Here is a 21,563-nt window from a genome sequence, read left to right on the forward strand (position 1 = left end):
CGGCGAACAGGAATCACTTTCGTGAACTCAGACCTCACACTCGCGCCGCAGCCCGATCGCGGACCGATTTTCGTGAAAACACGCCCGGTGCGCACCGGCGACATCAACGCGGCCAAAGCGCTCCGGTTGGACGGCGTCGCCCGATACCTGCAAGACATCGCCACCGACAACATCGAGGCCATCGAGGCCGTCGACACTCACCCGTTCTGGATCGTGCGTCGAACCGTCATCGACGTCATCCGTCCGGCGATCTGGCCCGAATATCTGACCATGACCCGGTGGTGCTCCGCATTCTCGACGAGGTGGGCGAACATGCGTGTCCGCTTCGACGGCAGCAACGGTGCGCTGATCGAGACGGAAGGGTTCTGGATCCACATCAGTGCAGAGTCCGGTATGCCCACCCGGATGAGTGACGACTTCATGAAACCACTCGAGGAATCCACCGACGAACATCGCCTCAAATGGAAACGTGTGATCGCCGACAACGCACCGGACGTCGAAGCACCGGGCGTCATCGACACTCCGTTCACCCTGCGTGTGACTGATATCGACCCGTTCGATCACGTCAACAACGCCGTTTACTGGCAAGCCGTCGAAGAGGTGATCAGTACCCGAACTGCACTGCGCAGCACGCCTCACCGGGCGGTGATCGAATACCTCTCACCCCTTGTCGCCGGCGACGACGTGGTCCTACGGAGCCACGTCGAAGGTTCGCGCCTCACCGTCTGGTTCCTGGTGGGCGATGCACTGCGCGCCGTTGCACAGGTGAGTGCGCTCTAACGCAGCTTGCGAGTAGCTACTGCCGCAACGCCGAACACCAGAGCGAGAAGGATCGCGGCCCAGAAACCGAAGAGCCACCACACGACACCGAAGACGACTACAGCCGGCGCCACAGTGATGAGTGCAATGGTAGGGCTTTCCCGTACCACCTCGAGAGCCGTTCGAGCATGCGTGCGATCGAGCTTCTTGCCTGCCATGGAAGCCTCCTTCAAGGTCCTGACCATCCAGAGTAACCGTCACTGGTAGCGACAAAGCGGATAACGTGAACGCATGGCAGACCACCGCACCCTCGTTCTCATGAGACACGGAAAGTCCAGCTATCCCGAAGGCATTCGCGATCACGAGCGGCCACTCGCCGAACGGGGACTGCGCGAAGCCCGCCTCGGCGGCGAATGGATCCGCGAGAACGTCCCACCCATCGACGCCGTATTGTGCTCGACGTCGCGGCGCACCGTCGACACCCTGGCCGCGACCGCCGTCGACGCCCCGACAGGCTTCGACAAGTCGATCTACGGCGGATCCCAGGCCGACGTCATCAACGCAATCCGGACCACGTCCGCCAATGTCAGCACGCTCCTGGTCATCGGCCATGAACCGGGAATTCCCTGGACTGCACTGGATCTGGCATCGAACGAGAATTCCGAAGCAGCCCAACGGATTCGAGACAAGTTTCCGACGTCGGCAATCGCCGTGTTGTCCGTGCCCGTCTTGTGGTCCGAACTCGACGACGCTGCGGCCACGCTGCTGGAGTTCCACGTTCCCCGCTAGATCACCTCGCGCAGTACGTGATCCGAGTGTTCCAGGGCGGCGCGGTCGTAGGTCGATGTCGACGCCAGCAACTCGTCCGCGCCCGTCCGCTCGGCCAGATCACTCGAGTGCTGCTTCACCTCGATTGCGGTCCCGTACATGGCCGAAGCCACGAACGAGTCGATACGCCTGGTGGTTCGATCGCTGAGCGCTGCGCCCCTGATCTGTTCCGCCGACACGAGCGGCGGAAACTCCCCTGTCCGTGACGATTCCGCGAGCGCGTACGCCTCCGGAATCAACAGCTCACGGGCCGCCTCGGTGGTATCGGCAACCATGACTTCCAGCGAGACCACGACATAAGGATCGGGGTGCGCGTCGCTGGGCTGGAAAGTCCGGCGATACTGGTCCAGCGCCTCCACCCTGTTGGTACCACCGATCTCGAGCATGGGCCCACCCACGACTACCGGAAGCCCCAGCTGCGCTGCCACTTTCAACCCGGTGCGCGTGGCAAGCACAAAGAGCGGCACCCCGCCGCGCGACGCCGGGCGAGCCGTGACGACGGCAGTTCCGTCCAGATAGCGTCGCAGCTCCTCGATATCAGCGGCAAACGTGTCTGGCGCGTCCTTGCTCCGTCGTAGCGCCTGGCGAACCGGTTCCGTGAAGCCCAATGACCGGCCGAGACCCAGATCGATCCGACCCGGATACAGGGCATCCAACATCAGGAACTGTTCGGCGACAACCAACGGTTGATGATTCGGCAGCATGACGCCGCCGCTGCCCAGTCGAATGTCGCGCGTGTGAGCGCCAATGGCTGCAAGAAGCACAGCCGGCGACCCACTCGCGATACCCGGAACCGCGTGATGCTCGGCGACCCAGAACCGGTGGTAGCCGAGAGCGTCGGCACCTTCGGCTCGCTCGAGGGTATGAGTCAGAGCGGCGGAGTCGGGGTATCCGCTCCGGGTTCGGGATCGGTCGAGCAGTGAGAGAAGCACTCTCGAAGCAACAAGGAATTCGGAAAGTTTCATCCGATTCGCAATCGAGGACCGTTTCTGACCGCAATACCCGCAACACTGGACCTGTCGCCGGAATTCACCATCACATGAAGGGCACGTCATGGACATCAAGCTCGAACTGGTCGCCATTCCCGTCACCGACATCGACCGCGCCAAGGACTTCTACGTCCGACTCGGCTTCAACGCCGACCACGATCACACCGTCAACGAGAACCTGCGTTTCGTCCAGCTGACCCCACCCGGTTCCGCCTGCTCCATCTGCATCGGCAAGGGAATCACCGACGCCGAACCCGGTTCGGTCGTCGGCATGCAGGTGGTAGTCAAGGACATCGAAGAGGCCGAGCGCGAGTTCAAGAGCCGCGGGATCGATATCAGCCCGATCGACGACCAGGCTTGGGGACGATTCATCTACTTCGCCGACCCCGACGGCAACAAGTGGGCCGTCCAAGAGATCGTCATCCCCGACCTCAGCGGCAGTAACTCCTGAAACGAAAAATCCCCCGCCTCATCAGAGGCGGGGGATTTCTCACGAACTAACCGCTAGCGGTAGTCGTTGCTGAAGCCGTAGTCGTCCAGCGGAACTGCAGCACCGGTGTTCTGGCCGAAGCCGTCCGGGCTGTAGTACTGGTCGTCGTACGCGGGCACTGCGTACGCAGCGGCGCGGGCCTCTTCGGTGGGCTGAACCTGGATGTTGCGGTAACGGTTGATACCGGTACCGGCAGGGATCAGCTTGCCGATGATGACATTTTCCTTCAGACCGATCAGCTTGTCCGAGCGGCAGTTGATTGCAGCGTCGGTCAAGACACGAGTGGTCTCCTGGAACGATGCCGCGGACAGCCACGAATCCGTCGCGAGCGACGCCTTCGTGATACCCATGAGCACCGGACGGCCTGCTGCGGGCTCGCGGCCCTCAGCGACAACGCGGCGGTTGGCCGATTCGAACTCGGCGCGCTCGGTGAGCGAACCGGGAAGGAACTCGGTGGCACCGGAATCGATGATCGTCACGCGACGAAGCATCTGGCGCACGATGACCTCGATGTGCTTGTCGTGGATCGACACACCCTGGCTCCGGTACACCTCCTGGACCTCGTTGACCAAGTGGATCTGAACCTGACGCGGACCCATGACTCGCAGGACCTCGTGGGGATCGGCAGCACCTTCCATGAGCTGCTGTCCGACCTCGACGTGGTCACCGTCTGCCAGAAGGCGGTCTTCGCCGTCGCTGTGCTTGAAGCTACGCAGACGCTGACGCTTGGAGAGCTTGTCGTAGACAACCTCTTCGCCGCCGTCGTCCGGCACGATCGTGATCTTGTAGAAACGATCGCCGTCTTCGAGCTGCACCCGACCGGTGACGTCCGCGATAGGAGCCTTGCCCTTCGGCACACGTGCCTCGAACAGTTCCTGGACACGCGGCAGACCACCGGTGATGTCGGCGCCGGCCACACCACCCTGGTGGAAGGTACGCATGGTCAGCTGGGTACCGGGCTCACCGATCGACTGTGCGGCGACAATACCGACAGCCTCACCGATGTCGACCAGCTTGCCGGTGGCCATGGAGCGGCCGTAGCAAGTGGCGCAAACGCCGGTGCCGGTGGTGCAAGTCAGGACCGAACGGACCTTGACCTGCGTAATACCGGCCTCGAGCAGGGCGTCGATCGCGGGGTCACCGAGATCGTGTCCACGCTCGACGATGACCTTGCCGTTCTCGTCGACTGCGTCAGCAGCCAACGTGCGGGCGTACGTGCTGGTCTCCACGTGAGCATCGCGGATGATCGAGCCGTTGGCCTGCTTCTCCGAGATCGTGGTGACGATGCCGCGCTCGGTGCCACAGTCGGTCTCGCGAACGATGACGTCCTGCGACACGTCCACCAGACGACGGGTCAGGTAACCCGAGTCGGCGGTACGCAGAGCGGTATCGGCCAGACCCTTACGAGCACCGTGCGTGTTGATGAAGTACTCGAGAACGGTCAGGCCTTCCTTGAAGGAAGACTTGATCGGACGCGGGATGAACTCACCCTTCGGGTTTGTCACCAGGCCCTTCATACCGGCAAGCGAACGAACCTGAGTCATGTTGCCGGCCGCGCCGGACTTCACGATCATCGGGATCGGGTTGTTGTCGGGGAAGTGAGCCTCCATGGCCTTGCCGACCTTTTCGGTCGCTTCCTGCCAAATGGTGACCAGAGCGCTGTTGCGCTCCTTCTTGTCCAAAGCACCACGCTGATACTGCTTCTCGATCTTGTCGGCCTGAGCCTCGAAGTCCTCGATGATGGCAGGCTTCTCCGGCGGAACCAGAACGTCCGAGATGGAGATCGTGACACCGGAACGCGTTGCCCAGTGGAAGCCGACATCCTTGAGCTTGTCGACGGTCTGAGCGACCACGATCATCGGGTAACGCTCGGCAAGATCGTTGATGATCGTTGCCTGACGCTTCTTCGGCATCTGCTCGTTGACGAACGGGTAGTCCGCCGGAAGCAGCTCGTTGAAGAGCACGCGACCCAAAGTGGTGACAGCGGTCCAGCCGTCGCCGTAGTTCCAGCCCTCGGGGAACAGTTCCGCTTCGCGATCGCGCGGCGGACGCTGGTTGGTCAGACGCACCTTGATCTGCGACTGAACCGTCAGCGCGCCACGATCCACGGCCATCTGAGCCTCGGCGGGGCTGGAGTACACGCCCTGCTCCGGACCCTCGGACGTAGCTGCAGCGAGCTCACCGACGACACCGTCGTCGAGACGCGTCAGGTGGAACAGACCGGTCACCATGTCAAGACGCGGCATAGCGAGCGGGCGACCCGAAGCGGGCGAGAGGATGTTGTTCGAGGACAGCATCAGGATGCGTGCCTCGGCCTGAGCCTCTGCCGACAGCGGAAGGTGAACAGCCATCTGGTCACCGTCGAAGTCGGCGTTGAAGGCCTCACACACCAGCGGGTGGAGCTGAATGGCCTTGCCCTCGACGAGCTGCGGCTCGAATGCCTGGATACCCAGACGGTGCAGCGTAGGTGCACGGTTGAGCAGCACGGGGTGCTCGGCGATGACCTCTTCGAGGACATCCCACACCTGGACGCGCTTGCGCTCGACCATGCGCTTGGCCGACTTGATGTTCTGCGCGTGGTTCAGATCCACCAGACGCTTCATCACGAACGGCTTGAACAGCTCGAGAGCCATCAGCTTCGGCAGACCACACTGGTGCAGCTTGAGCTGAGGACCGACGACGATCACGGAACGACCCGAGTAGTCGACGCGCTTTCCGAGGAGGTTCTGACGGAAACGACCCTGCTTGCCCTTGAGCAGATCGCTCAGGGACTTCAGCGGGCGGTTACCCGGTCCGGTGACCGGACGTCCACGACGACCGTTGTCGAACAGGGCGTCGACAGACTCCTGCAGCATCCGCTTCTCGTTGTTGACGATGATCTCGGGAGCACCGAGGTCGATCAGTCGCTTGAGGCGGTTGTTGCGGTTGATGACGCGGCGGTACAGATCGTTGAGGTCGGACGTCGCGAAACGTCCACCGTCGAGCTGAACCATCGGGCGAAGCTCCGGCGGGATCACCGGAACAGCGTTGAGGACCATGCCCATCGGCGAGTTGCCGTTGGTCTGGAAAGCCGCAACGACCTTGAGGCGCTTGAGAGCACGGAGCTTCTTCTGGCCCTTGCCGCTGCGGATGGTCTCGCGAAGAGACTCCGCCTCGGCGTCGAGGTCGAAGTTCTGCATCAGGATCTGGATGGACTCTGCGCCCATCGCACCCGTGAAGTACTCGCCGTAACGGTCGACAAGCTCGCGGTACAGGAGCTCGTCGATGATGAGCTGCTTGACGCTCAGCTTGGTGAAGGTGCTCCAGATCTCGTCGAGACGATCCAGCTCACGCTGCGCGCGGTCACGGAGCTGACGCATTTCGCGCTCGCCGCCGTCCTTGACCTTGCGGCGGACATCGGACTTGGCGCCCTCTGCCTCCAGCTCGGCGATATCGGCTTCGAGCTTCTGCGCGCGTGCCTCGAGATCGGCGTCGCGCTGATCTGCGACAGCCTTCTTCTCGACCTGCATCTCGGCTTCGAGGGTGGACAGCTCGTTGTGACGGAGCTCCTCGTCGACACCGACGATGACGTAAGCCGCGAAGTAGATGATCTTTTCGAGATCCTTCGGAGCCAGGTCGAGCAGGTAACCGAGGCGGCTCGGCACACCCTTGAAGTACCAGATGTGCGTGACCGGTGCGGCCAGTTCGATGTGACCCATGCGCTCACGACGAACCTTGGCGCGAGTGACCTCGACGCCACAGCGCTCACAGATGATGCCCTTGAAGCGGACACGCTTGTACTTACCGCAGTAGCACTCCCAGTCCCGGGTGGGGCCGAAGATCTTCTCGCAGAAGAGGCCGTCCTTCTCGGGCTTGAGCGTGCGGTAGTTGATGGTCTCCGGCTTCTTGACCTCGCCGTAGGACCAATTGCGGATGTCCTCTGCGCTGGCCAAGCCAATGCGGAGTTCATCGAAGAAGTTGACGTCGAGCACGTAACTTCCTTTCCCCGTTGGGGTTACGGTTGCCGGTCACCCGGCAACCTGACTGCCAATTCAAATGTGAACTACGCCCCCGGGCCGCTCTTTCACAGAGCAACCCGGGGACCGAAACCTAGTTCGCGAGGTCGTCGACCGTTGCCGCTTCGTTCCTGGACAGGTTGATGCCCAAGTTCGCCGCAGCGCGCTCCAAGTCCTCGTCGTCGCCGTCCGCCATCGTGATGGCAGCGCCGTCCGAGGACAGCACCTCCACGTTGAGGCAGAGCGACTGGAGCTCCTTGAGGAGCACCTTGAACGACTCGGGGATGCCGGGTTCCGGGATGTTCTCGCCCTTGACGATGGCTTCGTACACCTTCACGCGACCAACCACGTCGTCCGACTTGATGGTCAGCAGTTCCTGCAGCGTGTAAGCCGCGCCGTAGGCCTGCATAGCCCAGCACTCCATCTCACCGAAGCGCTGGCCACCGAACTGGGCCTTACCGCCGAGAGGCTGCTGCGTGATCATCGAGTACGGACCGGTCGAACGAGCGTGGATCTTGTCGTCGACCAAGTGGTGCAGCTTGATGATGTACATGTAACCGACCGAGACCGGGTACGGGAACGGCTCGCCGGAGCGGCCGTCGAACAACGTGGCCTTTCCGTCGGGGCCGACCATCTGCTCGCCGTCGCGGTTCGGCAACGTGGACTCGAGGAGACCAGTGAGCTCGTCTTCCTTCGCGCCGTCGAACACCGGGGTGGCGATGTTCGAGTCGGCAGGAGCGGCGAGCATCTCTTCCGGAAGGGTCGCAGCCCAATCCGGACGAGTGCCGTCAGCGGCGATCTGAACATTCCAGCCGGTCTTGCCGATCCACCCGAGGTGGGTCTCCAGGACCTGACCGATGTTCATACGACGCGGGACGCCGTGCGTGTTCAGGATGATGTCGACAGGCGTGCCGTCCGAAAGGAACGGCATGTCTTCCTGCGGGAGGATCTTGCCGATAACACCCTTGTTGCCGTGGCGGCCGGCGAGCTTGTCGCCGTCCTGGATCTTGCGCTTCTGGGCCACGTACACGCGAACGAGCTCGTTGACACCGGGAGGCAGATCGTCGTCGTCATCGCGCGAGAAGACGCGGATGCCGATGACCTTGCCGGTCTCACCGTGAGGAACCTTGAGGGACGTGTCACGAACCTCGCGGGCCTTCTCACCGAAGATGGCGCGAAGGAGGCGCTCTTCGGGGGTCAGCTCGGTCTCGCCCTTCGGCGTGACCTTTCCGACCAGCACGTCGCCGTCACGAACCTCGGCACCGATACGGATGATGCCGCGCTCGTCGAGGTCAGCGAGGACCTCGTCGGAGACGTTCGGGATGTCGCGAGTGATTTCCTCGGCACCGAGCTTGGTGTCGCGGGCATCGATCTCGTGCTCCTCGATGTGAATCGAGGTCAGGACGTCCTCTTCCACCAGGCGCTGCGACAGAATGATCGCGTCCTCGTAGTTGTGGCCTTCCCACGGCATGATCGCCAGGAGCAGGTTCTTACCGAGAGCCATTTCACCGTTTTCGGTGCAAGGGCCGTCAGCGAGGACCTGGCCGGCATCGACGCGCTGTCCCTCGTCCACGATCGGACGCTGGTTGGCGCACGTGCCCTGGTTGGAACGCGCGAACTTGCGCATCCGGTAGGTCTTGCGGCTTCCGTCATCGGCCATGACCGTGATGTAGTCCGCTGAGACCTCTTCGACAACACCGGTCTTCTCGGTGATGACGACGTCACCGGCGTCGACGGCTGCACGCAGCTCCATACCGGTACCGACGAGAGGCGCTTCGCTGCGAACCAGCGGAACAGCCTGACGCTGCATGTTCGCACCCATCAGGGCGCGGTTTGCGTCGTCGTGCTCGAGGAACGGGATCATCGCGGTAGCGACGGACACCATCTGGCGCGGCGAGACGTCCATGTAGTCGATGTCGGAGGACGAGACGAACTCGACCTCGCCACCCTTACGACGAACGAGAATCTTCGCGTCGGTGAAGCGGCCGTCACGGTCGATGGCCGAGTTGGCCTGTGCGACGACGTGGCGATCCTCTTCGTCAGCGGTCAGGTAATCAACCTGATCGGTGACCTGGCCGTCGACAACCCGGCGGTACGGCGTCTCGATGAAGCCGAACGGGTTGACGCGTGCGTACACCGACAGCGAACCGATCAGGCCGATGTTCGGGCCTTCCGGGGTCTCGATCGGGCACATGCGGCCGTAGTGCGACGCGTGAACGTCACGAACCTCGAGGCCGGCGCGCTCACGGGACAGACCACCCGGGCCGAGGGCAGACAGACGACGCTTGTGCGTCAGCCCCGACAGCGGGTTGTTCTGGTCCATGAACTGCGACAGCTGGGACGTTCCGAAGAACTCCTTGATCGCAGCGACGACCGGGCGGATGTTGATCAGGGTCTGAGGCGTAATTGCCTCGACGTCCTGCGTGGTCATGCGCTCACGAACAACACGCTCCATGCGGGACAGGCCCACGCGGATCTGGTTCTGGATGAGCTCACCAACGGTGCGCAGACGACGGTTACCGAAGTGGTCGATGTCGTCGACCTCAACGGGAACCTCGACGCCGTCCGGTGCCGTCATCGAGGTGTCACCAGCGTGCAAACGCACGAGGTACTCGACGGTGGCGACGATGTCTTCTTCGGTCAGCGTCGAAGCAACAATCGGCTGACCTGCGTTGAGGCCGAGCTTCTTGTTGATCTTGTAACGACCGACGCGAGCGAGGTCGTAACGCTTGTCCTTGAAGAACAGGTTCTCCAGAAGGGTCTGCGCGCTCTCCTTGGTGGGGGGCTCGCCCGGACGCAGCTTGCGGTAGATGTCGAGCAAAGCCTCGTCGGTACCGGCGGTGTTGTCCTTCTCCAGCGTGGCCATGAGGATCTCGGAGAAGCCGAAGCGCTCCGTGATCTGCTCCGTGGTCCAGCCGAGTGCCTTGAGCAGGACCGTGACGGGCTGACGACGCTTACGGTCGATGCGGACACCAACGGTGTCGCGCTTGTCGACGTCGAACTCGAGCCATGCGCCGCGACCCGGGATCACCTTGACGCTGTGCAGATCCTTCTCGGTGCTCTTGTCGACGCTCTTGTCGAAGTACACACCGGGGGAACGCACGAGCTGCGAGACAACCACGCGCTCCGTGCCGTTGATGATGAAGGTGCCCTTGTCGGTCATCATCGGGAAATCACCCATGAAGACCGTCTGGCTCTTGATCTCACCAGTGTTGTTGTTGATGAACTCCGCGGTGACGAACAACGGCGCCGCGTAGGTCATGTCCTTGTCTTTGCACTCGTCCGTCGAGGCCTTGACCTCGTCGAATCGAGGATCAGAGAAGGAGAGTGACATAGAGCCGGAGAAATCCTCGATCGGAGAAAGCTCCGCGAGGATGTCTTCGAGACCGCCGGACACTGCATTGTCGCCGAGAGCTGCTGCTCGTTCGCGCCAACTCTGCGCGCCGATCAACCACTCGAACGAATCGGTTTGAACATCAAGAAGCCCGGGAACTTCGAGGGGTTCGCGAACTTTCGCGAACGAAACCCTCTTCGGGGCTCCGGGGATTCCGGAAACTGCCTTGGTCTGGCTAGAGACTGCCAAGATGCGTCCTTCCAGCACCTCACGCGGGCCGCTCCGTACTGTTGCGACCGCCGCTGTATCTGCTTCGAATTTCGCTGGTTACAACCCGAACGAAACCCGTCGCAGAAAGCAAGAAGTACTTGACTTCGCAGCGGTTGAGACGAGGGGTGGACAGGAGGCAGCCAGCGCAACGTCCAAAAGTACACCCTTACTCAGGAAATGTCGAGTCGGGTGTAGCTGAGGGTCTGATTCAGGTGCTGACGTGAGACTGCCGATCACTCGTCCGTGCATGTTCACCGCTCAGACTGGACCTTCGGAACCGCCCCGTCAAGAGCGCCGAGGTAAGTCGTGGCATTCGAACAGTCGACCGACTCGGTTCGAACACCGTTGTCGGTAGTGTAGCCAGTCACTGACCCGGATACGAAAAACTGGACCGGAATCTATTTCCGGTCCAGCTCGTCGCACACATTTGTCAGCGGTCGCGGATCTCCGAGATCAGCCAATTACCGTCCTGCTTCTCCAAGCTGACGACAACCATCCCGGAACGGGAACCGGCAGCCACACCACTCTGCGTCGAACTGACGTTCAACTGCGCGAGTAGTTGCGCTCGGTCCTCCTCGAGCCTGGTGACACCGATCTCCGTGACATCCGCCGTAGTCGCCGTCTGGGTTTGTTCGACGCCGGCCTTCTGTGTGTCCTTGTACTCGGTCAGCTGATCACGCATGGCCTGGTTCAGACCCTGCAAGCCCTTGTCGAAATCGGCGTCGAAGGTGCCGGGCGCAAAGGTGAACACCGCCTCGAGCGCCGGTGGAGTCACCCGCAGCACCTCAGCCGTCGCCCCCTCGTCGACCCATGCCACATCGTCCATGTGGGCGCCGACCTTGAAAAAAGCCAGACCCGCAAGCACCGCGACTACCACCGCTGCTGCGCCTAACCCGATGACCAGCGGCCACGAAGTGCGACTCGCTTCCTTCGACAGAGCAGGCTCTGGTGCTGGCGGTTCCTCCGCGAGGCTGGGCTCGGCTGCCGTCTCGGGACTCGGCTGGGCTGCCGTCTCGGGACTCGGCTGGGCTTCCTTCTCGGGACTCGGCTGGGCTTCCTTCTCGAGACTCGGCTTCGGGGCTTTCCGAAGGCTTGCCTTCGGGGCTGCCTCGGTTTCGACGGCCTCGGTCTCGACGGCCTCTGTTGCGGCTACCTCGGTCTCGACGGCCTCGACGTTCGCTGGTTCCTCGGCCGGCGTCCCCGCGGGGACGTTCAACGAGCGGGCTGATCCGGCTATCTTCGGCCGACGGTTCTGGTTTGCCTGCGGCATCCCGACTCTGCGCTTCGGTGGCATTACGCGCTTCTCCTTCGGATGACTGATCGAGGCTGACTACTGGCCACCTGAATCGCCCCCTACGCTCGGTGCGGGCGCCTCGGTGGGCGCTGGTGATTCGGTTGCCGGCGTCGACCCATCGGAACCGCCGGTGCCGTCGGCGCCCGGCAATGTGCCCGACTCCAGATCGATCCGGTTTCCGACGGGTTCGGCCGAACTGGCCTTCCAGATACCGTCCACCTCGACCATGCCCAATCGCATACCGACCTGGTTCTTCACGTACTGGTTGCCCTGCGTAGTGGTGACCTTCACGACCACAAGAGCCGTCGCAGTCCTGTCGTCCGTGTTGAGTTCGGTGAGCGCAGCAGACATCACCTCGGCATCGGCCTTGGATCCGGAGTTCCGCAGTTCGTCCGTGATGGAATCTTGAACACTTTGGAGGTACACCGTCATCTCGTCACCGGTAACCGAAGACCGCATGGTCTCGATCGACGCGTCGAGATTCGCCGAGTCGGCGTTGTTGAGATTGATCGCAACCTGCTGGGCGCCGATCAACGCCTCGTCGCGAATCTCTGCGGTGTTGCGGTCGGTGGTCAACGCCTTCACGTACGGGACGCCGAACACACCTAGCGCAACTAGTGCGGCTACGAGGAGAACGCCGACCGCAACAAGCGGCGCCGTCACCCCCTTCGGACTGCTTTTCTGAATCACGCTCACTACCCTACTTACCTGTTATGTCCGGATCCTGGCAGCACCAATTCCGTTGCCTCGAATCCTCAACTGCCCCAACCCAATAGCACACCCTGGGGCACATCTACTTCGGCGTCACTCCGAGAATCGGCGCCAACTGGGTAGCAATCGGATTGAGATTCAACTTGTCAGGATCGACCTTCGGCTTGAAGTCCCACGGTTGAATCGTGCCGGGATCGGCGTAGATAACCCGGTTGGCACTGCGAACACCCGTCTCGCTGCCCAGCGGGACCTCACAGGACGCCGCTGTGTTCAACGGGAAGTCCTGCTGCGTGTCGTCGAAGTTGGGATCCTGACGCTTCATGTCATCGAGAATCGCCATGGTGCCTTCGTACCCGACGGTGCACGACAACGGATTGTTTGTCTCCAGCACCAACCCTTGATGCACGGTTCCGTCACCAGGAGCCACTGTCGGCCCCGCCGCAGCCAGCCCCGGCAGAAAGATCAGAAACGGCTGCAGCGCAATGGCACGAGGCGCAAACGTCCTGCCGAACGACGCCAGATTTGTCAGGTCCGTGGTCAGTGCCGGACCGGTCTCGTTGACGAGGGCCCCGATCTGCTCGCTGGCCGGGATGCCGTTGTCGATCAGACGCCTGATGTCGGGGTCACTGGTCCGCAGTTGTGCGGCAATGACATCGAGGTCGGCACTGAACTGCTTGATCGACGACGACTGGTCGGACTGGGTCGTGAGCACCGTCTGGCTGTCACGGATCAATCCGAGCGTCTGAGGCAAGGTGTCGAGGCCGGACTGCGAGAGTCCGGACAACGAGTCGGCCAGAACCTGGATGTCCTCACCCTTGCCGTTGAAGGCTGCACCGAGTTCGACCGCGACGGTGTGCAGTGCATCGACGGGCACCGAATGGACCAAGCCGTTCGCACTGGTCAACACTTCTTCGACCGGAACCGGCGTCGCTGTGTCACCCACTGCAATCACAGAACCGTCCTCGAGGAACGGACCCTGATCGGTATCGGGGATCAGATCGACGAACTGCTCGCCGATTGCAGAACGGTTGGCCACAACAGCCCTCGTCGACGCCGGGATCGGCGGTGCATTGTTGTCGATCTTCAGATCGACCTCGATCCCGTCGTCCGTCAGTGACAAATCACCAACCCTTCCCACCGGCACACCGCGATACGTCACCTCGGCATTGGTGAAGATGCCGCCCGACGTCTGCAGTTCCGTCTTGACCGTGTACTGCCCGAAACCCAGGAGGTTGTCGAGGCGCACATACTTGCCTCCCACATAGACGAGCCCTAGGAGCGCGACCAATACGAAGCCCACTAGCTGCCACTTGACCAGAGCCGATCTCATTGTCCACCACCGATTCCGAACTGATCCAGCATTCCCTGAATGGGGTTGAGCGGGGCACCGGCTGCAGGTGCCATCGGCAACTGCGGAAGGATCGGCGCGATCGGGAGCAGTGACACTGTGGGCCAGCCCGGTCGCGGTCCGTTTCCGTTGTAATACGGATTGGACGGATCCACCACCGGCTTGGGATCACCGAACTTGGGCTGGCGATACTCGGGATCTCCCTGTCCGACACCAAGCCCGGAGAGCGTATTACCGATTTGCAGGTCGACAGCGAGGAACAAATTGACCGACCCACCTTGCGTGATCTTCTCGACTCCGTCCGGGAACGGGAACGTCGGAAGCAGCGGGAGCGCGCCGACGAGGTCGTCACCGGATGCAGCGAGCGCCTGCAATGTCGGACGAAGTGCCTGAAGATCTGCGATCAGATCGTCCTTGGACTGTGTCAGGACATCGGTACCGACGGTTCCGAGACGGTCCACCTGAGCGAGCATCTGCGTCAACTGCGGGCGCTGCTCGTTGAGTACCGATATTGCCACGGGCAGTTCGTCGAGGACCTTGGCGATCTTCTCGTTCTGCTCGTTCACCCGGCTGGACAACACGTCGAGACCGTCGAGCGCGCGAGTGATGTCCTCACGCTGTTCGTTCAAGCCCCCGATGAGAGTATTCGCCTGTTCCAGAAGACTTCTGGTTGTTCCCTCGCGCCCGTCGAACGCCGCGCCGAGCTCCTTGACGATGGGCTGCAACTGGCCGACACCGCCCCCGTTGAGCAGCAGCGACAATGCACCGAGAACCTGCTCGATCTCGGTGGCGTGGCGAGTGCGATCCAACGGAATCAAGTCGCCGTCCGACAACTGGGCCGTAGTGTCCGCGCCACTAGGAGGCGCTGACAGCTGAATGAATTTCTCACCGAGCAAATTGGTCTGCTCCACGGCGGCAACGGCATTGGCCGGCAAATCTACCGAGGAATCCAAGATGATCCGCACGTCGGCGGTCCAACCGTCCGGACCGACTCCGATCTTCTCGACCCGCCCGACCGGAACACCGTCCACCTTGACCGCGGACTGTGGAACCAGATCGAGAACGTCGTCGAATTCAATGGTCAGATTCATGGGATTCGATCCCACGTCAGGCCCACCCGGAAGGGGCACCGCATAGATGCCCTCCGACGAGCAGGCACTCGCACCGAGCAGAACCACAAGTCCCGCACCGGCAATCACTGTGCGCTTCACTCGCCCTCCCCGCTGCTCAGTCGCGGTGACACGACACCCGGCACCGTGCCAGGAACAACCTGCATCTCACGCTCCGGGCCGGCGAGGATTCCGAACGGGAGATTCATGTTCTTGGCCTGGTCGGCCGCATCCGTCATAGCGGCCACCGCCACACACTGATCGATGGCGGGTTGCATCTGTCGTCCCAACTCCTCGAACTGAGGATTACCCGGCACCAGTTTGCCGAGATCCATCAACTTGCACAGCACCTCGGCCGGGTTCTGCAAGTCCGGGAAGGCCAGACGTGAAGCGAGAACTCCGGATTCGGCGTCATACGAGTTCACCAGATTGGAAATGGCGAGAGGCAACAAGGTCAGGGTGTTGGCGAGCGCTTCCTTGTTGTTCGCCAGCGTCTGCGTCGGCGCAATCAGGCCTTCTGCGGTGGTTGCCAACTGATCGCGGTTGTCTGCCACGAACTTAGCGACATCACCGAGAGTCAAGGACAACTGATTCAGAGCGGCACCCAGATCATCGCGTTCGCCCGCCAGAAATCCGGTGAGGTCGGACAATTGAGTGTTGAACTGGCGCACCTGTTGATCGTTGGTCGCCAACGCTCCGACAAAAGTATTGAGATTCTTGATGGTCACCGCGATGTTGTCACTCGAGTCGTTCAACGTACGAGCCGCGTCGGACAGCTGGGTGATGCTCTCCCCCAACGCTGCTCCGTTGCCGTCGAGGTTCGCGGCACCGGTCTCGACGAACTTGGACAGCGCACCGTCCTTGTTCGCACCTTCGGGTCCGAGCGCCGACGCGAGGTCGTTGATGCTCGCGTACAACTGATCGACCTCGACCGGGGTGGCGGTGCGCTCGATCGGAATCACCGAACCGCTGGCCATCTTATCGCCGCCCGTGAACACCGGCGTCAACTGAATGTAGCGGTCCGCCACTACTGACGGAGTCACCTGCGCCGCATTGGCATCCACCGGAATATCGATTCCGCGATCCACGCGGAGGTCGACCTTGACCTGATCGCCCTGCGGTTCCACCGAGGTGACAGTGCCGACCTTCACGCCCAGAACTCGCACGTCGGAACCGTCGTAAATACCGATGGACTTGTCGAAGTACGCCGTGATCGTTGTTGTGCCCGCGCGGGTGAACACCCACCACAAGGCGCCGCCAACCACCAACACGCCAATCAACGCTGCGGCAATGATCGCCAGAGTTCGCTTCTTGGAGCCACTTTCGGCTTCAGTGATATCAGCCATCAGTTACCTCCCAACGTACGAATCGGATCACGAGGGCCCGGAATCAGTGGCAGACCAGGTGGAAGGAGGTTGACAACGACCTGGTCGAACCAGCGGCCGTTGCCGACGACGTTGGCGTACAGGCGAATAAAGGGTTCGTAGAGCTTCAGAGCCTTGTCCAAGTTCTCGTTGTTGGCTTCGAGGATGTCGATGACACCGTTGAGTTGGGTCAACGCAGGCCCGATTGCCGCCTCGTTGTCGCGGACCAATCCGGTGAGTTGCTGTGACACCCGCTGAGTTCCGGTGAGCAACTGGGAGATCGCCTGCTGGCGGTTGTTCAACTCCTGCACCAGCAGAGCGCCGTCGCTGATCAGTTGAGTGAACTCCTTGTTCCGGTCCGCCAAGATTTGCGACGTCTTGCCCGTTGCCTCGAATAGTTTCTGCAGGTCCTGATCACGGCTCGCGATAGTCTGCGACAACCGACTCACACCGTCCAATGATGCTCGGACGTCCTCTGGCGTCTCGGAGAAGGCCTCCGACAGCGTTTCCATGCTCTGCGCCAACTGCTCCGTGTCGATGTCACCGACAGTGTCCGCGGCCGACGAGAAAGCCTCGACAACGTCGTACGGAGCAGTCGTGCGCTCCAATGGAATTCGGTCCTTCGGATCCAGATTTTCGGTGCCACGCGGATCCAGAGCCAGGTACTTCTGCCCCAGAATCGTCTTGATCTGGATGGACGCCGACGTCTGATCGCCGACCCACGCATCCTTGACTTTGAAGTCGACCAGAACGCGGTCACCGTCGAGGTCGACCGATGTCACCTTGCCGACCTTCACACCCGCGATGCGGACCTCGTTACCGGGCTTGAGCCCAGCAGCTTCCGAGAATTCCGCCGCGTACGAAGACCCTGCGCCGACAAAGGGAAGTGAATCCATGAAGAAGGCAGACAACGTTGCCAGGAGCACCACGACGATGCCTATGGCGCCGGCCATTGCCGGACTACGACGCTTTTTCATCGGCCCTGCAACTCCTTCATTCCGTCTTGAGTGCATCGCTTGGCCGCATTGGTGTAGATCGGCATATTGACCGTCGGCAACCCGGTCGGCAAGTTCAATGTTGCCGACTGACCAGGACCTGCAATGATGTCGATTCCGCACAGGTAGAACTGGAACCACGATCCGTAACTGGCGACACGGGTCAACTTGTCCAGCTTCACGGGCAAGGTCTCGAGCACTGCATTCACGTCGTCGCTACGGCGGTTCAGCGTTGTGGCCAAAGTGTCCAGCGCCGTGATCGATCCCTGGATAGACGGTCGCGTGGGCTCCAGCAAATCCGCCGTTGCATTTGTCAATCCGGCGAGCGACGTGACTGCTGACCCGACAACTCCGCGCTCGTTGGCAAGTCCCGTTACCAACTGCTGCGTGTTGACGATGAGCGAATCCAGATTCTTGTCGTTCGCATTTACTGTCGACAGCACTTCGTTGAGGTTCTTGATCACCGCGCCGATGACAACGTCCTTGTCCGCCACCGTGTTTGTCAGGCTGGCCGTGTTGCGGACGAGTTCGCTGATCGTTCCCGACTCTCCCTGGAAAACCTGGATGATCTGGTACGACAGCTTGTTGACATCCTCGGCACTCAAAGTCGTGAACAACGGCTTGAAGCCGTTGAACAGGGTCGTGAGATTGACGGCCGGTCGGGTCTGCTCGAGAGGGAGCGTTTCGCCTGCGGTCAGCTTCTTACCCTGGCTGCCTTCGCCCTGAGACAGCGAGATGTAACGCTGCCCGACCAGGTTCCGGAAACGGATCGTGGCAATGGAACTGGCCGGCAACCAATCTCGATCGGAGACCGAGAACTGCACTTCGGCTTGGTTGTCGTTGACGATGGCGATTTTCTCGACCTGACCGACACGCACACCTGCAATCCGAACCTCGTCGCCCTCGTTCAGTGAGGTCACGTCGGAGAACACGGCGTTGAACTTGGTCCCGCCTCCCCCTCCGAGGTTTGCGATACTCGCCGCCAGCAATCCTGTTGCCAGAATCGTGACCACGACAAATATGATGAGCTTTGTCAGCGGTGCTGCGAGACCTCTCATTGGAAGCTCACCTCCGCACCGGTAAATGCGGGAGCGCTGACCATAGTGGTCCACGACGGAACATTCTCCGGTGCAACACCATTAGCCTGGCCGTAGATGACCTTCAACGTATCCTCTTCGAGTTGCGAGCCCGCATATCCGGCTTGCTGCACCGGACCGGTGGTGTTGGTCGAGAACATCTGCGGTCCCGAACCTTCCGGAGCCTGCAAGAACTCCATCGTTTCGGGGCCACCGTTGCGGGAGGGAACCTGGTACGAGCCGTCACCGTACGAACCGCCGGGATACTGTGGGAAGGGTCGACCGGGCTCGGTGACATTGTCGTAGCAAACCGGTCCACGATTGTCGACGAGTCGAGGCTCGTCCTGGTTGGGGATGTAACGCCCCTTCGGGTTGACAATCTGAATGTTTGCCCGAACACCGGGATCAGGCGCGTCAGCCGAGAGAATCTTGGCGGCCTTCGGCGTAGTTTCAGCGAATCCCTTGAAGGTGCACCCGAACGTCGGAGAGTACTGAGCCAACAACTGCAGCGCTTCTCGTGAGTCTGCGGACAGTGTGATGATGGACTGCGCGTTTGTCTCGAGGAACGCAGCGGTGGTCGACGACGTCGCCGTCAACGAAGCCAACAGGGTGTTGACTTGATTCTGCTTCTCCACCACGGTGTTTCCGGTGGTGCGCAGGGTGTCGAGTGCATTCACGAGATCCGGAGCGGCCTCCGAATAGGTCTGTGAGAAATCTGCGAACTTGCGCAGGTCCTCCTGCACGGCGGGGAGTTCGGTATTGACCTCGCGGAAAATCTCCTCGAGACGGTCAACGGTGAGCCCCAACTCAGCGCCGCGGCCGGTCAAGCCTTGTGCCAGCGAACCGAGGGTGTTCGCGAGATCCTGCGGCGGAATTGCCTGCAGCAACGGGAGCAAACCGTCCAAGACCTCGCCAACCTCGATCGCGTTGCCGCTCTTGTCCTGATGAAGCACGGTTCCGGCCGAAAGAGGCGGAGCCGTTGTCCCCTCCGGGATGATCAGCGAGACGTACCGCTCACCGAACAGTGTCTTCGGGAGCAAACGAGCTGTCGCGTCGGAGGGAATCAACTCGGCTTTGTCCGGTTCGATCGCGAGAACCGATGTGACGACACCATCGGTTGTCGACGCAGATCGCACCTCACCGACCAACATTCCACGAACCTTGACATCCGCGTTGGGCGGTAACGCATTTCCCACGGAATCGGACAGGAGATCGACCTTCACGACGTCTGTGAATGTCTTGTTGAACGCCCCGATCGTGAAGGTGAGAAACAGCGCCAACACAACGAAGAACACAATTCCCAGCACACGGCGGCGCAGAACGGACGGAGCCTCGATCATCCGGCCACCCTCACTGTTGTCGTGGTCCCCCAGATTGCAAGGCTGAGGAAGAAGTCAAGCACTGCGATCGTCACGATTGCCGCACGAACGGCGCGACCGACGGCCACACCGACGCCTGCCGGGCCACCCGAAGCGTGAAATCCGTAGTAGCAGTGGATCAAGATCAGAACAAAAGCAAAGACCAGAACCTTGGCAAACGAATACAACACGTCCTGCGGTGGCAGGAACAAGTTGAAGTAATGGTCATAAGACCCCGTTGACTGGCCGTTGAATACCGTACTGATCACGCGCGAGGCCAGATAGGCGGCAAGCAAGCCGACGATATACAGCGGGATGACGGCCACAAAGCCGGCGATCATGCGAGTCGTCACCAGGAAGGGAACCGACGGGACTGCCATGACCTCGAGCGCGTCGATCTCCTCGGAGATACGCATAGCACCGAGTTGTGCGGTGAAACCACACCCGACCGTCGCCGAAAGGGCCAGCGCGGCAACAATCGGCGCGATCTCGCGAGTATTGACGTAGGCAGACAGGAAGCCGGTCAGGACCGAGCTACCCAACTGTTCCAGCGCCGCGAACCCCTGCAATCCCACAACGACGCCGGTGAATCCGGACATCATCGCGATGACGCCGATAGTTCCGCCGATGACGGCCAATGCGCCACTGCCGAAGGTCACTTCAGCGAGTAGACGCAGAGTTTCCTTGCGGTAGCGGTGCAGTGTGCGCGGTGTCCAGGCAATGGCTCGCGCGTAGAACGACATCTGCTCACCCGCGCGATCAAGCACGTTGAGCGGCATTCTGGCTACTTTGCGGCTCTTCAGCAGAAACTGATCGCCGCGGCCTCGTGCGATGGTCATGTAGGTCAGGATCCCTTCGCCGGCACGATCTGGAGGTACACCATCGTCAGAATCAGATTGGCGAAGAACAACAACAGGAACGTGATGACAACGGCCTGGTTGACCGCCTCACCAACGCCTTTGGGCCCACCAGAGGGGTGTAGTCCCTTGTAAGCCGAGATGACCCCGGCGATGACACCGAAGACCGCAGCCTTGATCTCGCCACTCCAGATATCCGGCAGCTGCGCAAACGCCGAGAACGATGCGATGTAGGCGCCGGGGTTACCGCCCTGCAGGATCACGTTGAAGAAGTAGCCACCCGCGATACCAACGACGGATACCAGCCCGTTGAGCAATACGGCAATGAGCACCATCGCCAACACACGTGGAACAACAAGTCGCTGAATGGGATTGATGCCAAGGACTTCCATGGCGTCGATCTCTTCACGGATTGTCCGCGAACCGAGGTCAGCGGTGACCGCCGAACCGGCAGCACCAGCGACAAGCAGAGCAGTCACCAGTGGACTTCCCTGCTGAATCACCGCAAGAACGCTGGCAGCGCCGGTGAACGATTCAGCGCCCAACTGCTTGATCAGCGAACCGGTCTGCAGCGAAACGACAGCGCCGAACGGAATCGCGACCAGCGCAGTCGGCAAAATCGTGACGCTGGCGATGAACCATGCTTGCTCGATGAACTCGCGAAACTGAAACGGCCGCCGGAACGTATTCTTCACGACCTCGACGAAGAGTTCGACGATGTTGCCGGCCTGAGTCAGTGCCCCGTGTACAGGACTCAGAACCGAGTTGCGGGTACCCGCCATTCGT

General features: G+C 61.3%; 17 protein-coding genes. 3 read left to right on the plus strand and 14 right to left on the minus strand.

The features are described 5' to 3' along the window. Positions 1-21 precede the first annotated feature (21 nt). Positions 22-780, plus strand: a complete 759-nt coding sequence (locus tag FEZ60_RS13420; RefSeq protein WP_033236446.1) for an acyl-ACP thioesterase domain-containing protein — start codon at positions 22-24, stop codon at positions 778-780. On the opposite strand, the gene FEZ60_RS13425 is transcribed toward FEZ60_RS13420, so the two are convergent. Next, the gene (locus FEZ60_RS13425) at positions 777-977 is read right to left on the minus strand and encodes a hypothetical protein (RefSeq protein WP_033236447.1); all 201 of its coding nucleotides are present in this window, start codon (positions 975-977) and stop codon (positions 777-779) included. The two genes, FEZ60_RS13420 and FEZ60_RS13425, sit on opposite strands and share 4 nt — an antisense overlap. A gap of 73 nt (positions 978-1,050) precedes the next feature. Here FEZ60_RS13425 and FEZ60_RS13430 point away from each other — a divergent pair, with 73 nt between their 5' ends. Continuing rightward, a complete protein-coding gene (locus FEZ60_RS13430) occupies positions 1,051-1,548 on the plus strand; it encodes a histidine phosphatase family protein (protein ID WP_172936282.1) in 498 nt (165 codons plus the stop codon). On the opposite strand, the gene FEZ60_RS13435 is transcribed toward FEZ60_RS13430, so the two are convergent. Then, complete coding sequence (locus FEZ60_RS13435) at positions 1,545-2,552, minus strand: MsnO8 family LLM class oxidoreductase (RefSeq protein ID WP_172936283.1); 1,008 nt, start codon at positions 2,550-2,552, stop codon at positions 1,545-1,547. The two genes, FEZ60_RS13430 and FEZ60_RS13435, sit on opposite strands and share 4 nt — an antisense overlap. A gap of 88 nt (positions 2,553-2,640) precedes the next feature. Here FEZ60_RS13435 and FEZ60_RS13440 point away from each other — a divergent pair, with 88 nt between their 5' ends. Further along, positions 2,641-3,027: a glyoxalase superfamily protein gene (locus tag FEZ60_RS13440; RefSeq protein ID WP_033236450.1), complete on the plus strand. Its 387-nt coding sequence runs from the start codon at positions 2,641-2,643 to the stop codon at positions 3,025-3,027. A gap of 53 nt (positions 3,028-3,080) precedes the next feature. Here the strand turns inward: FEZ60_RS13440 and FEZ60_RS13445 are convergent, their stop codons facing one another. The 12 genes from FEZ60_RS13445 to FEZ60_RS13500 form a co-directional block, all read right to left on the minus strand. Beyond that, the gene (locus FEZ60_RS13445) at positions 3,081-7,037 is read right to left on the minus strand and encodes a DNA-directed RNA polymerase subunit beta' (RefSeq protein ID WP_045070980.1); all 3,957 of its coding nucleotides are present in this window, start codon (positions 7,035-7,037) and stop codon (positions 3,081-3,083) included. A 118-nt stretch (positions 7,038-7,155) separates the two neighbouring features. Next, a complete protein-coding gene (gene rpoB / locus FEZ60_RS13450; RefSeq protein ID WP_033236452.1) occupies positions 7,156-10,662 on the minus strand; it encodes a DNA-directed RNA polymerase subunit beta in 3,507 nt (1,168 codons plus the stop codon). A gap of 433 nt (positions 10,663-11,095) precedes the next feature. Beyond that, positions 11,096-11,959: a hypothetical protein gene (locus tag FEZ60_RS13455; RefSeq protein WP_172936284.1), complete on the minus strand. Its 864-nt coding sequence runs from the start codon at positions 11,957-11,959 to the stop codon at positions 11,096-11,098. A gap of 36 nt (positions 11,960-11,995) precedes the next feature. After that, a complete protein-coding gene (locus FEZ60_RS13460; RefSeq protein WP_242484599.1) occupies positions 11,996-12,649 on the minus strand; it encodes a hypothetical protein in 654 nt (217 codons plus the stop codon). Positions 12,650-12,752: 103 nt separating this feature from the next. After that, positions 12,753-14,000, minus strand: a complete 1,248-nt coding sequence (locus FEZ60_RS13465) for an MCE family protein (RefSeq protein WP_033236455.1) — start codon at positions 13,998-14,000, stop codon at positions 12,753-12,755. Continuing rightward, positions 13,997-15,229, minus strand: coding sequence for an MCE family protein (locus FEZ60_RS13470; RefSeq protein ID WP_141484741.1), 1,233 nt, complete (start codon positions 15,227-15,229; stop codon positions 13,997-13,999). Before FEZ60_RS13470 ends, FEZ60_RS13465 begins: the two co-directional genes overlap by 4 nt. Then, the gene (locus FEZ60_RS13475; protein WP_033236457.1) at positions 15,226-16,473 is read right to left on the minus strand and encodes an MCE family protein; all 1,248 of its coding nucleotides are present in this window, start codon (positions 16,471-16,473) and stop codon (positions 15,226-15,228) included. The genes FEZ60_RS13470 and FEZ60_RS13475 overlap by 4 nt, the downstream gene beginning before the upstream one ends. Then, complete coding sequence (locus FEZ60_RS13480) at positions 16,473-17,468, minus strand: MCE family protein (RefSeq protein WP_045070990.1); 996 nt, start codon at positions 17,466-17,468, stop codon at positions 16,473-16,475. The genes FEZ60_RS13475 and FEZ60_RS13480 overlap by 1 nt, the downstream gene beginning before the upstream one ends. Continuing rightward, positions 17,465-18,544, minus strand: a complete 1,080-nt coding sequence (locus tag FEZ60_RS13485; RefSeq protein WP_033236459.1) for an MlaD family protein — start codon at positions 18,542-18,544, stop codon at positions 17,465-17,467. The genes FEZ60_RS13480 and FEZ60_RS13485 overlap by 4 nt, the downstream gene beginning before the upstream one ends. Then, positions 18,541-19,902 carry an MCE family protein gene (locus tag FEZ60_RS13490; protein WP_172936286.1) on the minus strand — a complete coding sequence of 454 codons (1,362 nt, stop codon included), beginning with the start codon at positions 19,900-19,902 and terminating at the stop codon, positions 18,541-18,543. The genes FEZ60_RS13485 and FEZ60_RS13490 overlap by 4 nt, the downstream gene beginning before the upstream one ends. Further along, positions 19,899-20,759 (minus strand): ABC transporter permease, encoded by an 861-nt coding sequence (locus FEZ60_RS13495; protein ID WP_033236461.1) that lies wholly within the window; start codon positions 20,757-20,759, stop codon positions 19,899-19,901. The genes FEZ60_RS13490 and FEZ60_RS13495 overlap by 4 nt, the downstream gene beginning before the upstream one ends. A 5-nt stretch (positions 20,760-20,764) precedes the next feature. After that, positions 20,765-21,559: an ABC transporter permease gene (locus FEZ60_RS13500; RefSeq protein WP_033236462.1), complete on the minus strand. Its 795-nt coding sequence runs from the start codon at positions 21,557-21,559 to the stop codon at positions 20,765-20,767. Between the last annotated feature and the right edge of the window lie 4 nt (positions 21,560-21,563).

It is taken from the genome of Rhodococcus sp. MS16, from assembly GCF_013277795.1.
GTDB classification, from domain to species: Bacteria; Actinomycetota; Actinomycetes; order Mycobacteriales; family Mycobacteriaceae; genus Rhodococcus_F; species Rhodococcus_F globerula.